At 70.3% G+C, this 13,970-nt stretch carries 11 protein-coding genes; 10 read left to right on the forward strand and 1 reads right to left on the reverse strand.

Translation table 11 applies throughout. The features are described 5' to 3' along the window. Positions 1–144 precede the first annotated feature (144 nt). The 9 genes from ABT092_RS07480 (at position 145) to ABT092_RS07520 (ending at position 12,706) form a co-directional block, all read left to right on the forward strand. The gene (locus tag ABT092_RS07480; RefSeq protein WP_351240833.1) at positions 145–2,478 is read left to right on the forward strand and encodes an ABC transporter family substrate-binding protein; all 2,334 of its coding nucleotides are present in this window, start codon (positions 145–147) and stop codon (positions 2,476–2,478) included. Between the two features lie 342 nt (positions 2,479–2,820). Next, positions 2,821–4,728: a translational GTPase TypA gene (typA, locus tag ABT092_RS07485; RefSeq protein WP_351240835.1), complete on the forward strand. Its 1,908-nt coding sequence runs from the start codon at positions 2,821–2,823 to the stop codon at positions 4,726–4,728. A gap of 653 nt (positions 4,729–5,381) precedes the next feature. Continuing rightward, entirely contained in the window at positions 5,382–6,998 is a 1,617-nt protein-coding gene (locus tag ABT092_RS07490; RefSeq protein WP_351240837.1) for a peptide ABC transporter substrate-binding protein, read from the forward strand. 153 nt (positions 6,999–7,151) lie between these two features. Then, on the forward strand, positions 7,152–8,084 hold the full coding sequence (locus ABT092_RS07495) for an ABC transporter permease (RefSeq protein ID WP_351240839.1): 933 nt from the start codon (positions 7,152–7,154) through the stop codon (positions 8,082–8,084). After that, complete coding sequence (locus tag ABT092_RS07500; RefSeq protein ID WP_351240841.1) at positions 8,077–9,021, forward strand: ABC transporter permease; 945 nt, start codon at positions 8,077–8,079, stop codon at positions 9,019–9,021. Before ABT092_RS07495 ends, ABT092_RS07500 begins: the two co-directional genes overlap by 8 nt. An 11-nt stretch (positions 9,022–9,032) precedes the next feature. Further along, positions 9,033–10,088, forward strand: a complete 1,056-nt coding sequence (locus tag ABT092_RS07505) for an ABC transporter ATP-binding protein (RefSeq protein ID WP_351240843.1) — start codon at positions 9,033–9,035, stop codon at positions 10,086–10,088. Beyond that, the gene (locus ABT092_RS07510; protein WP_351240845.1) at positions 10,081–11,244 is read left to right on the forward strand and encodes an ABC transporter ATP-binding protein; all 1,164 of its coding nucleotides are present in this window, start codon (positions 10,081–10,083) and stop codon (positions 11,242–11,244) included. Before ABT092_RS07505 ends, ABT092_RS07510 begins: the two co-directional genes overlap by 8 nt. Positions 11,245–11,513: 269 nt before the next feature. Beyond that, positions 11,514–12,056, forward strand: coding sequence for a SigE family RNA polymerase sigma factor (locus tag ABT092_RS07515; protein ID WP_351240847.1), 543 nt, complete (start codon positions 11,514–11,516; stop codon positions 12,054–12,056). Beyond that, positions 12,053–12,706 carry a hypothetical protein gene (locus ABT092_RS07520; RefSeq protein ID WP_351240849.1) on the forward strand — a complete coding sequence of 218 codons (654 nt, stop codon included), beginning with the start codon at positions 12,053–12,055 and terminating at the stop codon, positions 12,704–12,706. The genes ABT092_RS07515 and ABT092_RS07520 overlap by 4 nt, the downstream gene beginning before the upstream one ends. A gap of 78 nt (positions 12,707–12,784) precedes the next feature. On the opposite strand, the gene ABT092_RS07525 is transcribed toward ABT092_RS07520, so the two are convergent. Beyond that, the gene (locus tag ABT092_RS07525) at positions 12,785–13,426 is read right to left on the reverse strand and encodes a TetR/AcrR family transcriptional regulator (RefSeq protein WP_351240851.1); all 642 of its coding nucleotides are present in this window, start codon (positions 13,424–13,426) and stop codon (positions 12,785–12,787) included. Between the two features lie 68 nt (positions 13,427–13,494). Between ABT092_RS07525 and ABT092_RS07530 the strand changes: the two genes are divergently transcribed. Continuing rightward, entirely contained in the window at positions 13,495–13,908 is a 414-nt protein-coding gene (locus ABT092_RS07530; RefSeq protein ID WP_351240853.1) for a hypothetical protein, read from the forward strand. Positions 13,909–13,970 lie beyond the last annotated feature (62 nt).

Consider the following 13,970-nt stretch of genomic DNA (forward strand, 5'->3'; position numbering starts at 1 on the left):
TCGCCGTGTCGCATCCGGGACCCGGTACGGGTCGGGTTCCGTGGGGCCGTAGATCAGATCACCACACATATCACCGCACGTGATCACACCGACCCCCTCCGCGAGGCCCGGCCCTCCGGGGCGGGCGACCCCGGAGGTACACGGATGTCCCACGACGGCCCCAGACTGCGCACGGTCCTGCGCTCGGTCGCCTTCCTGACCGCGGGCGCCCTCGCGCTCCCGGTGCTGACGGCGTGCGGATCGGACGAGGAGCACGGCCCCGCCCCCGCCGCGGCGCAGGACGTCGCGGCGGCCGAGCGCGCCCGGGTGGCGGACGGGGGCACCCTCACCTGGGCGGTCGACGCCTTCCCGGAGACCCTCAACGCCTTCCAGGCCGACGCCGGCCCCGCCACCGCCAAGGTGGCCCAGGCGACCCTGCCCTCGATGTTCCGGCTGGACGACCGGGGCCGCCCCGCCCGCAACGCCGACTACCTGGAGTCCGCGGAGGTCGTGGCCACCGCTCCCCAGCAGGTCGTCCTGTACAAGCTGAACCAGCAGGCCGTGTGGAGCGACGGCCGGGAGATCGGCGCCGACGACTTCGTGGCCCAGTGGCGCGCCCTGTCCGGCAAGGACAGCGCGTACTGGACCGCCCGCAACGCCGGGTACGAGCGCATCGGGAAGATCGAACGCGGGGCCAACAACCTGGAGGTCCGGGTCACCTTCGCCGAGCGCTACGCCGACTGGCGCTCCCTGTTCTCCCCGCTGTACCCGAAGGACGTCATGGGGTCGCCGGACGGCTTCAACGACGGAGCCCGCGGCAAGCTGAAGGTCTCCGCGGGCCCGTTCGCCGTGGACCGCGTCGACGGGAAGGCGGGCGAGGTCACCCTGCGGCGCAGCGCCCGCTGGTGGGGGCGGCCGGCGAAGCTGGACGCCGTCGTGCTGAAGGCCGTGCCGCGCGAGAAGCGGTCCGCCGCCCTCGCCGCCGGCACCGTGGACCTCGCCGAGGTCGCCCCCGGTGACGCCCGCCGCATCGGCCTCGCCGAACGGGACCGGGGCGGCTCGGGGCCGCTGGCCCACGGGCCGGGCGCGGCGACCGGCCCCGGCCAGGCGCTGCGCTCCTGGGCCATCGCCCACGGCGACGACGAGGAGGCCGCGGAGGCGGAGCAACTCGCCCGGGCCAAGGCCCGCAAGGCCGTCGAGAAGTACGCCGACGAGCAGGCGGGCCTGCGCAACTTCGTGGTCCGCAAGTCGCTGGAGCCCGCGTACACCCAACTCGCCCTGAACGGGTCGACCGGCCCCCTCGCCGACGAGCGGGTGCGCCGGGCGGTGGCCCGCGCCCTGGACCGGCAGGAACTGGCGTCGGTGGTGCTGACCCCGCTCGGACTCCCCGCCGAGCCGGTCGGCAGCCACCTGGCGCTCGCCGGTCAGGACGCGTACGCCGACAACAGCGGGGCGCTCGGCGCGCAGGACGCCGCCGAGGCCCGGGCCCTGCTGGCCGACGCGGGCTGGGTGCCGGGCGCCGCGCCCAAGGACACCGGGGACGAACAGGACGCCAAGGACGCCAAGGACGCCGCCAAGGACGCCGCGAAGGAGAAGGAGGCGGACGCCGACGCGGGGAAGGACGACGACGGAACGTACATCGTCGGCCGGGACGACCAGAAGCCCGGTGACCGCGCCCCCGGGGCGACGGGGCCCCTGAGGGCCCCCGGGACGGTGAGCACGGTCCTCGCCGCGGTCTCCGGCGCGGTCGCGCACCCGTGGTCCGCGGTGGAGCGGCAGGCCGAGCGGATCGCGCTCACCGCGGAGGAGGGCGGCGACCAGGCGCGTCGCCAGCAGGTGGGGCAGGGCGGAGCGCCCGGGGCGTACGCCCCGAAGGGCACTGCCGCGCCGGGCGCCCCCGCCCCCGGGGCCACCTCGGCGGCCGGCCCGGCGGCCGCGCCGCTCGCCAAGGACGGCAAGCCGCTGGCCCTGCGGTTCGTGCTGCCGTCCGGACCGGGGTCGGAGGCGCTGCGGACGGTCGGCGAACGGATCTCCCGGATGCTGGAGGGCATCGGCATCCGCACCGAGACCACCAAGGTCGCGGACGACAGCTACTTCCGCGACCACGTGGCCGCCGGCGGCTACGACCTCGCCCTCTACTCCTGGCCGGCCACCGCCTACCCCGCCACCGACGCCCGCCCCGTCTACGCCAAGCCCGTGCCGGCGGCCGACGGCACGCTCAACGTGGAGCAGAACTACACCCGGGTGGGCACCGACCAGATCGACCAGATGTTCGACCGGGCGGCCGCCGAGCTGAACGAGAAGGAGGCCCGGGAGCTGATCCGCCAGACGGACGCCCGGATCTGGGCCGCCGCCGGCTCCATCCCCCTCTACCAGCGCCCCGAACTGGTCGCCGTCCGCCGCAACCTGGTCAACGCCGGCGCCTTCGGCTTCGAGACGCCCCGCTTCGAGGACATCGGCTTCGCCAAGCCGCCGGCCGGTCCGACCCGGCAGCCCTGACGCCGGTGGTTCCGGGCCGGCCGGCGACCCGGCCGGCCCGGAACCTCAGATGATCCTCAAATCCCTTGCCGCGCCCCGGGCGCGACCTGCACTGTCTGACCATCCCATTGGCCCCGGATGCTCCCGGATCGCCGGTGGTAACCCCCTGTGCCAGCGGATTACCCCCAGATCCGCTTCCCCGCTCCGCGGGGCGGGCGGCCCCGTCCCCCACGCACTCCGCGGAGGCCGCCCCCCGCGGAGCCACGTACGATGGGGTATGGCCGTGGCGTGTCAAGCCCGGCAGGGCGCCGTACAACAGTCGTACGCGCAGCCGTCCACTCACCCCGGGAGAAGCGCCGCACTATGGCTGTGACCTCTACGCGTCACGACGTCCGCAACGTCGCCATCGTCGCCCACGTCGACCACGGCAAGACCACCCTGGTCGACGCCATGCTGAAGCAGGCGGGCGCGTTCGCCGCCCACCAGCAGGTCGACGACCGCGTCATGGACTCGAACGACCTGGAGCGTGAGAAGGGCATCACGATCCTCGCCAAGAACACGGCGGTGAAGTACCACCCCAAGGACGGCGGCGAGCCGATCACCATCAACATCATCGACACCCCCGGCCACGCCGACTTCGGTGGCGAGGTCGAGCGCGGCCTGTCGATGGTCGACGCGGTCGTCCTGCTGGTCGACGCGTCCGAGGGCCCCCTCCCGCAGACCCGGTTCGTGCTGCGCAAGGCGCTCAGCGCCCGGCTGCCGGTGATCCTGTGCATCAACAAGACGGACCGGCCCGACTCGCGCATCGACGAGGTCGTCAACGAGACGTACGACCTCTTCCTCGACCTCGACGCCGACGAGGACCAGATCGAGTTCCCGATCGTCTACGCCTGCGCCCGGGACGGCATCGCCTCGCTGACCAAGCCGGAGAACGGCACGGTCCCCTCGGACAGCACCAGCCTGGAACCGTTCTTCTCCACCCTCCTGGAGACCGTGCCGGCCCCCTCGTTCGAGGAGGACGCCCCGCTCCAGGCCCACGTCACCAACCTGGACGCGGACAACTTCCTGGGCCGCATCGCCCTGCTGCGCGTCGCCCAGGGCGAGCTGCGCAAGGGCCAGACGGTCGCCTGGATCAAGCGCGACGGTTCGGTCTCCAACGTCCGCATCAGCGAGCTGCTGATGACCGAGGCGCTGACCCGCAAGCCCGCGGAGGTGGCCGGCCCCGGCGACATCTGCGCGGTCGCGGGCATCCCGGAGATCATGATCGGCGAGACCCTGGCCGACCCGGAGAACCCGGTGGCGCTGCCGCTGATCACGGTGGACGAGCCCGCGATCTCGATGACCATCGGCACCAACACCTCGCCGCTGGTCGGCCGGGGCGCGACCGGCAAGGGCGCGTCCACCTCCTCGGTCAAGGACCGCAAGGTCACCGCCCGGCTGGTCAAGGACCGCCTGGAGCGCGAGCTGATCGGCAACGTCAGCCTCCGGGTGCTGCCCACCGAGCGTCCGGACGCCTGGGAGGTGCAGGGCCGCGGCGAGTTGGCGCTGGCGATCCTGGTGGAGACCATGCGCCGGGAGGGCTTCGAGCTGACGATCGGCAAGCCGCAGGTCGTCACCAAGGAGGTCGACGGCAAGGTCCACGAGCCGATCGAGCGCATCACCATCGACGTGCCCGAGGAGCACATGGGCGCGGTCACGCAGCTCATGGGCACCCGCAAGGGCCGGATGGACAACATGTCCAACCACGGCTCCGGCTGGGTCCGCATGGAGTTCATCGTGCCCTCCCGCGGCCTCATCGGCTTCCGCACCGAGTTCCTGACCAACACCCGCGGCACCGGCATCGCCCACTCCATCCACGAGGGCCACGAGCCCTGGTTCGGCGAGCTGAAGACCCGCAACAACGGTTCGCTGGTCGCGGACCGCTCCGGTGCGGTGACCGCCTTCGCGATGACCAACCTCCAGGAGCGCGGCGTGCTGTTCGTCGAGCCCGGCACCGAGGTGTACGAGGGCATGATCGTCGGCGAGAACTCCCGCGCCGACGACATGGACGTCAACATCACCAAGGAGAAGAAGCTCACCAACATGCGGTCGTCCACGGCCGACGTGTCCGAGTCGATCGTCCCGCCGCGCAAGCTCTCCCTGGAGCAGTCCCTGGAGTTCTGCCGCGACGACGAGTGCGTGGAGGTGACCCCGGAGGCGGTGCGCATCCGCAAGGTCAACCTGGACGCACGGGAGCGCGCCCGCGCCGCCAGCCGGGCGAAGCACTCCTGAGCCACCCCGCCGGGCCCGGGACGGGCCCGGCGGAACCGGACCGGCCCCCGTCGCACGCGACGGGGGCCGGTTTGCTGTGGGTGACGGACTGCTGACCCGCCGGTCAGCACCGCAGTGGGGTCCCGGGGACACCCTCGTCGCCCCAACGCCCGCGGAACCGGACGGAGTTGCAGCCGGAAGGGGTCGGATTCCGGACCCGAGTCGACTCGGCGTGTGTGCCGGAGGGCGGGCGGGGTACGGTTCTACGCGCGGGGACCGCGGCCCCACGCCCGTCCCGAGAGGGGCTGTTGGCTATGTCACGCGCGGCCCGATCACGCAACTGACTTTCCCCCCGATGCTGTCCGAAATGCGGACAGGATTGACCGATAGATATGTAACACGTCCGTTTCGCGGCCATCTATATCGGATCGGTTTGTCCGGATTTTGGGAGAAGTAGCCATCAGGTGTGATCTAACCGAGACCAAAAGGGTGTGGTCGGGCCGGACCCCATGGCTAATAGTTGACCGCGTAGAGCTCGGGTCAATGGGTCATGCGCTGTGGGGAGCGCCGACTCACGAGCACACTGGGGCACACGATCATCGCCGTCAGGGGTGTCGGCGTGGTCGGAGGTGCCCCCTTTCGCAGTGATCAAGTGGACTCATGAGGAGGAACCCATGCGCGGTGCCAAGAGCGCCAAGTGGGTCGCCATAGCAGCGGTTGTGGCGCTGGGTGCTACCGCCTGTGGCGGCGGCGAGAGCGGCGACAAGGGCGGCGACAAGAGCGGCGCCGTCGACCCGAACGGCAAGTTCTCCGTCGAGGTGGGCGAGCCGGAGAACCCGCTCCAGCCGGCCAACACCATGGAGTCCAACGGCAGCATCGTGACCCGCGCGCTGTTCTCGCAGCTCGTGAACTACGACGCCAAGGGCAACATCAAGATGGTCAACGCCGAGTCGGTGGAGACCAAGGACAACAAGACCTACACGGTCAAGCTCAAGGCCGGCTGGAAGTTCCACGACGGCACCCCCGTCACCGCCGACTCCTACGTCAAGGCGTGGAACTGGGCCGCGGACCCGAAGAACAAGCAGACCAACGGGTCCTGGTTCGCGGACATCGAGGGCTACGACAAGGTCTCGACCTCGAAGGCCAAGGAGATGACGGGCCTGAAGGTGGTCGACGAGACCTCCTTCACCATCAAGCTCACCACCCCGCTCCCGTACTACGTGTACAAGCTGGGCTACGAGGTCTTCTCGCCGCTGCCCGAGTCCTTCTACGCGGACCCGGCCGCCGCGGGCCAGAAGCCGGTCGGCAACGGCCCCTACAAGTTCGTCAGCTGGCAGCACAAGAAGCAGATCGAGGTCGCCCGCAACGACGACTACCAGGGCGAGGACAAGGCCAAGAACGGTGGTGTGCTCTTCAAGAACTACACCAACCTGGAGACGGCCTACGAGGACCTGAAGTCGGGCAACGTCGACGTCCTGCGTCAGATCGCCCCGAAGGACCTGCCGGTCTACAAGCAGGACCTCGGTGACCGCGCGGTCGACGGAGCCAACTCGGCGATCCAGACCATCGCGCCGGCGTTCTACACCAAGCAGTTCAAGGACATCGACCCCAAGGTCGTCCAGGGCCTGTCGATGGCGATCGACCGCGAGACCATCACCAAGACGGTCCTCCGCGACACCCGTGAGCCCGCCACCGGCTGGGTCGCCCAGGGCGTGCTCGGCTACCAGCCCAACGCGGCCGGCGACGTCGTGAAGTACGACCCGGCGAAGGCCAAGGCGCTCATCGAGGAGGGCGGCGGCGTTCCCGGCAACGCGGTCGTCATCCAGTTCAACGCCGACGGCGGCCACAAGCAGTGGGTCGAGGCGGTCTGCAACTCGATCACCAACGCCACCGGCGTGAAGTGCACCACCGACTCCAAGCCCGACTTCCAGGCCGACCTCAAGGCCCGTGAGGCCGAGGAGGTCAAGTCCCTGTACCGCAGTGGCTGGAACCTGGACTTCCCGATGAACGCCAACTTCATCCGGGACCTCTTCGGCACCACCTCCTCCGGCAACCAGAGCGGCTTCTCCAACAAGGAGATCGACCGCCTGATCAAGGAGGCCGACGGCGCCAAGACGCTGGAGGAGTCCACCAAGCTGTACCAGGAGCTGGAGAAGAAGCTCCCCGAGTACATGCCGAGCATCCCGCTCTGGTACTACAAGGTCAACGCGGGCTACTCGGAGAACGTCACCGGTGTCGCGTACAACCAGAAGGGCGACCCCGTCCTGACGGGCGTCCAGGTCAAGAAGTAAATCGCAAACAGCCCGTAACCCCAGGGACCGGCCCGAGCAGGGCCGGTCCCGCCGGGACGGACGCGCGGTCGGGGGGCCCTTTCCCCGCGAACTCCAGCAGGTTCGCGGGGGAAGGGCCCGTACGGCTGCCGCTGTGACTGACATGGAGGCACGATGGGGCGTTATGTCGCACGACGACTGCTCCAGATGATCCCGGTGTTCATCGGGACGACCCTGCTGATCTTCCTCATGGTCTACGCCCTGCCCGGTGACCCCGTGCGTGGGCTGTTCGGCGACAAGGGCGGCAACGAGGCCACGATCGCCGCCCTGAGGAAGGAGTACGGGCTGGACCAACCGATCATGGTCCAGTACTTCAACTACATGAAGGACATGGTCCTTCACTTCGACTTCGGCACGCAGATCGCCAGCGGCCGTCCGGTGACCGACATCCTGGGCGAGGCGTTCCCCGTGACGGTGCGCCTGGCGCTCGTCGCGTTCGCCATCGAGGTCGTCCTCGGCATCGGCCTCGGCATCGCCGCGGGCCTGCGGGCCGGCAAGGCCGCCGACACCCTGATCCTGGTGTTCACGCTGCTGCTGATCTCGGTCCCGGCGTTCGTGCTCGGCTTCATCTTCAAGACGGTGTTCGCCTTCCAACTCGGCTGGCTGGAACCCAACGTCACCGACTCCACGAACCTCGGCGAACTCTTCATGCCCGCCTGCGTGTTGGCCGCGCTCTCCCTCGCCTACGTGGGACGCCTCACGCGCACCTCCATCGCGGAGAACCTGCGCGCCGACTACATCCGCACCGCGGTGGCCAAGGGCCTGCCCAAGCGCCGGGTGGTCGGGGTGCACCTGATGCGCAACTCGCTGATCCCCGTGGTCACCTTCCTCGGCACCGACATCGGCGCCCTGATGGGCGGCGCGGTCGTCACCGAGGGCCTCTTCAACATCCAGGGCGTCGGCGGCACCATCTTCGAGTCCATCCAGCGCCGCGAGGGCACGACCCTGGTCGGCCTGGTGACCATCCTGGTCCTCGTCTACCTCGCCGCCAGCCTGATCGTCGACCTGCTCTACGCGGTCCTGGACCCGAGGATTCGCTATGCCTGACCTGACCAAGACGGCGGCCGACGCGGCCGCCGAGAGCACGGTGCCGCAGCCGGACCCGGCTCCGGAGCCGAAGTCGGAGAAGGCGCGCAGCCTCTGGGGCGACGCCTGGCAGGACCTGCGGCGCCGACCGATCTTCATCGCCTCCTCGCTGATGATCCTGCTGCTGCTGGCGATCACCGCCTTCCCGGGGTGGTTCACCAGCGCCAGCCCCACGGTCGGCGACCTCCAGAACCACTTCCTCCAGAAGCCCGAGCTCGGCAAGGTCTTCTCCCCGGAGTGGCTGGGTTACGACGCTCAGGGCCGCAGCGTCTACGCCCGCGCCATCCACGGCACGCGCGCCTCGGTGCTCGTCGGACTCGGCACCACCGTGGTGGTGACCCTGGTCGGCGGTCTGATGGGCATGCTGGCCGGCTACTTCGGCGGGGTGATCGACGCGATCCTGTCGCGGATCACCGACATCTTCTTCGGCATCCCGTTCCTGCTCGGCGCGATGGTCGTCCTGAACTCCTTCACGGACCGCACCATCGTCATCGTCATCGGCGCCCTGGCGTTCCTCGGCTGGACCCAGACCGCGCGCGTCATGCGCGGCTCGGTGATCACGATCAAGCAGTCGGACTACGTCCAGGCGGCCAAGGCGCTCGGCGCGGGCACCCGGCGGATCCTCTTCCGCCACATCCTGCCCAACGCCGTGGCCCCCGTGATCGTCGTGGCGACGATCTCGCTGGGCGTCTACATCTCCGCGGAGGCGACGCTGTCGTACCTGGGACTCGGCCTGGCCGGCGTCTCCTGGGGCAACGACATCTCGGCGGCCGGAGACCAGATCCGCGTGGCACAGCACCTCCTGCTGTACCCGTCGCTCATGCTCAGCATCACGGTGCTGTCGTTCATCATGCTCGGCGAGGCCGTCCGCAACGCCCTCGACCCGAAGACGCGCTGAGGGAGGCGTACGTGACCACCATCGAGAAGACCGCACCGGTCCCGGGCCCCCGGGGCGCCGCGGACGACGACCTGCTGCTCGACGTGCGGGACCTGCACGTCGAGTTCCACACCCGGGACGGCGTGGTCAAGGCCGTCAACGGCGTGAACTACAGCGTGGCCGCCGGCGAGACGCTGGCCGTGCTGGGCGAGTCGGGGTCCGGGAAGTCGGTGACCGCGCAGGCGATCATGGGCATCCTGGACATGCCCCCGGCGAAGATCCCGCAGGGCGAGATCCGCTTCCGCGGCCAGGACATGCTGACCATGTCCGCCGAGGAGCGCCGCAAGATCCGCGGCCGGAAGATCGCCATGATCTTCCAGGACGCCCTGTCCTCGCTGAACCCGGTGCTGAGCGTGGGCTACCAGCTCGGCGAGATGTTCCGGGTGCACCAGGGGCTCTCCAAGAAGGAGGCCAAGGCCAAGGCCATCGAGCTGATGGACCGGGTGAAGATCCCGGCCGCGTCCTCCCGGGTGTCGGACTACCCGCACCAGTTCTCGGGCGGCATGCGGCAGCGCATCATGATCGCGATGGCGCTGGCCCTGGAGCCGGACCTGATCATCGCGGACGAGCCGACCACGGCGCTGGACGTGACGGTGCAGGCCCAGGTGATGGACCTGCTCGCGGAGCTCCAGCGCGAGTTCAACATGGGCCTGATCCTGATCACCCACGACCTGGGCGTGGTGGCGGACGTGGCGGACAAGATCGCGGTGATGTACGCCGGCCGCATCGTGGAGACCGCCCCCGTCCACGACATCTACAAGCGCCCCGCCCACCCCTACACCAAGGGGCTGCTGGAGTCGATCCCGCGCCTGGACCAGAAGGGCCAGGAACTCTTCGCGATCAAGGGCCTGCCGCCCAACCTGTTGCGGGTGCCGTCCGGTTGCGCCTTCAACCCGCGGTGCACGGCGGCGCAGGACGTCTGCCGTACGGACATCCCCGTGCTGCACCCGGTGACCGAACGGGACGGCGGCGAACTGCCCGGCCGCCGTTCGGCCTGCCACTTCTGGAAGGAGACGATCCATGGCTGAATCCCCGAAGCTCTCGAAGTCCGACGAGCCCCAGGGCACGGAGCCCACGCCGAACGTCTCCGACGTCGCGGTGGTCGAGGCCGCCTCCGAGGACGCGGCGGTCGCCGCCCTGGAGGCCCCGGTCGAGCGCGGTGAGCCGATCCTCCAGGTGCGCGGGCTGAAGAAGCACTTCCCGCTCACCCAGGGCATCCTGTTCAAGAAGCAGGTGGGTGCGGTCAAGGCGGTCGACGGCGTCGACTTCGACCTGTACCAGGGCGAGACGCTGGGCATCGTGGGCGAGTCCGGCTGCGGCAAGTCCACCGTCGCCAAGCTGCTGATGAACCTGGAGCGGGCCACCGCGGGCGAGGTCTTCTACAAGGGCCAGGACATCACCAAGCTGTCCGGGCGGGCGTTGAAGGCGGTGCGGCGGAACATCCAGATGGTGTTCCAGGACCCGTACACCTCGTTGAACCCGCGGATGACGGTCGGTGACATCATCGGGGAGCCGTTCGACATCCATCCGGAGGTGGCGCCGAAGGGCGACCGCCGTCGCCGGGTCCAGGAACTGTTGGACGTGGTCGGCCTCAACCCGGAGTACATCAACCGGTACCCGCACCAGTTCTCCGGCGGTCAGCGCCAGCGCATCGGCATCGCCCGCGGCCTCGCCCTCAACCCCGAGATCATCATCTGCGACGAGCCGGTGTCGGCGCTGGACGTGTCGGTCCAGGCGCAGGTCATCAACCTGATGGAGAAGCTCCAGGACGAGTTCAACCTGTCCTACATCTTCATCGCGCACGACCTGTCGATCGTCCGGCACATCTCCGACCGGGTCGGCGTGATGTACCTCGGCAAGATCGCGGAGATCGGTACCGACACCGAGATCTACGACCACCCGACCCACCCTTACACCCAGGCCCTGCTCTCCGCCGTCCCGGTCCCCGACCCGGACGCACGGGAGCGTCGGGAGCGCATCATCCTCACCGGTGACGTGCCCTCGCCGGCCAACCCGCCCTCCGGTTGCCGCTTCCGCACCCGCTGCTGGAAGGCCCAGGACCGCTGCGCGGAGGAGGTGCCGGTGCTGGCGATCCCCGAGCGGTTCCAGGGCACGGACAGCTTCGCCGCACACGAGTCCGCGTGCCACTTCGCGGAGGAGAAGGACGTGGTCCACGCCGGCTGACGCCGCCGTCCCGCGACCGACCGCCATCGGCCCGCACCGCCCCGGAGGGGGTGGTGCGGGCCGACGGCGTTCCGTCGGACGTCCGTCCGGTCCCCCGACACCGCCGGTCCCCGGGCAGGGGCGCGGACGAGGTCGCGGGGGAGCGCCGCGCACGGCGATCGGCGGAACCCACCCGATCCGCTTCCCCCGCGTAACCTTCCCCGCCGCCCGGGCGTGCTTATGGCAGGACGGCGGCAGGGCCGTCCGTGCAGGAGGGACGGGGGGCGACCATGGCGACGAGTTCCGCCGCGTCGGAGGACTTCGACGCGTTCTACGCCGCCACCGTGAAGCGCCTGGTGGCCACGGTCTACGTGGTGACGGGCGATCTGGCGGAGGCGGAGGACGCGGTGCAGGAGGCGTACGTCAGGGCGTGGCAGCGCTGGTCGAGGCTGACGCGGAGCGGGGACCCGCTGCCGTGGGTGCGCCGGGTGGCGATCCGACTGGCGATCAGCGCCTGGCGCAGGACGCGCGGTCGCATACTGGCCCACTTCCGCCACGGTCCGCCGAGGGACGCGCCGGAGCCGACGGAGGACCGGGTCGCCCTGGTGGCCGCCCTACGGGAGCTGACTCCGCAACAGCGACGCGTCGTGGTGCTCCACCACCTCCTGGACCTCCCCGTGGCAGAGATCGCCAGCGAGACGGGGGCGTCGAGCGGCGCGGTGCGCACCATGCTCAGCCGCGCCCGCAGAACCCTCGGCGAACACCTCACCGACAAGGAAGCGGAGGCCGTGATGAGCAGTGGGCTGTTGGGCGTCGGGGGTGCCCCGCGATGACCAGACTGGAAGAGCTCCTGGAGGACACGATCGTCCGGATGCCCGACCCGCGGGAACTCCGGGCACGGGCGGCGCGTCGGCGGACCCGGAGGGTGGTGGGCAGCAGCACCCTCGCGGCGGCGGTCGCCGGATTCGCCTTCTGGGCCTACCAGCCCGGGGAGGAGGTCCGGGAAGTCGAGGCGGCGGCGCAGAGCGCGGCCTCGCCCGAGGACATCGTGCAGCCGGCGGGCATACCCATGATCGAGGTGGTCGAGCCCCCGGGAAAGCAGGCGTCCTCGCGACGACTGCCGACGATGCGCCTGTCCAGCATGTCCGATCTGTGGCCCTCGATGGAGTGCGAGCAACCGCAAGGCCGCCCCGGCCCCCCGCGGCACCACTCCTTCGCCCACGGCGACGAATCCGAGGACGGTTCGTCCACCCTGACGCGCGTGGCCCACTACGCCACCGACCGGCAGGCGAAGGAGGACCTGAAGGATCTCCAACGGGTGTTGGCGGCGTGCGGGCTCAAGGCCCGGGACATGGCCGTCGACCGCCCTCCCTTCGCCTGGTACGAGGGGCGGGACGCGCACGGGCAGAAGGTGACCGTCCTCGTCCAACCCGGTAAGGACTGGTTGACGCTCACCGAGACCGTTGCGCCCGGGCCGCCGTAGCCGGGCGGACGTCGTCGGGGCCCATCGGGGGGTGGGCTCCGACGTCCCGCACGCCGCACGACGTTCCGGGTGGCGTCCTCACTGCGGATCGTGCGGGCGTCCGGCGGTCGGCGGCTGCTCCAAGAGACAGGACGTGGAGACGAGGGCCCGGGCGGCGGCCACGAAGTACTCTTCGTCGGCGTCCGGGGCGAGCCCGAGGACGACCCCTTGGCGGAGGCTGACGAAGAGCGCCCGAAGCGCGGTCACCAGACGCCGGGCCTGAGCGTGCGTCACCGTGCCGTCGGTGTGCGCGCGACCGGTGAACAAGGAGGTCAGCTGTCCTTCCTGGGCCCGGATGGACGCTGCGAGTTGAGAGCCCAGTTCGGGGTCGTGCACGGCCATGTCCACGAGGGTGATCTGAAGGGACACCTCGGACCGCCCGCTCGGTGCCGCAGCGCTGCGCCAGGAGGAACGGGCGAAGGCGCCCACGGCCTCCCCGAGGTCCATCTCGGCGGTGACCGCCCGGTGGATCTCCTCGTAGTGCGGCTTCAGATGGTCGGCGGCGAGGGCCACCACCAGTCCGCTCTTGCTACCGAACAGCGAGTAGACAGCGCCCGTGGTCACCCCCGCCCGCTCGACGATCTCTTCCAGCTTCGCCCGGTATCCGTCCCGGGAGACCACTTCGAAGGCGGCGTCCAACAACGCCCGGCGATTGCGTTCCCTGGCTTCGACCCTCGTCATTCGCATAATTTCATTATGCTCGTAACGAGATTACGGGAAGTCGAGCGTCGAGTGCCGGGGAGGGCTTCATGGCGCGGGTACGGGGTGCGGGAGGGGGGTCGCGGGGGCTCCTGGCGGGGGCCGTGGCCGACGGGGTGTTCAAGGCATTGCTCGGTGCGGCCTTCCTGGTGGGTGCCGGCGAGCCGGGGGAGTGGCTCGGGGTGTCCACGGCGCTGGTGCTCGCCGCCTGTGCGGCGCTGCTGATCGGTGGCGTGATCGAGGTCGGTCAAGTGCGGCGCCGTCCGATGGGGACGGTCCTCCCGCTCATGGTCGCCTACGACGTCGGCTGGGCCCTGCTGACCGCCGTCGCCCTGTTCGTCGCCCGACAGGGCGGCGATCTCGGGGGCGAACTCTGGATCGGCTACCAGATCGTGGCGCCCCTGGTGCTCGTCGCCCTACTGGCCAGGGCGGAGCCCGAGGCCTCCGGCCGCCTCGGGAGTTGAGGGGGCGCGGGGACGTCGGGCCCTGCGCGGCCTCCCCGCTCCGACGGTCGTACACCCACCCG

This window comes from Streptomyces sp. NPDC002490 (assembly GCF_040296045.1).
In the GTDB taxonomy this organism is placed as follows: Bacteria; Actinomycetota; Actinomycetes; order Streptomycetales; family Streptomycetaceae; genus Streptomyces.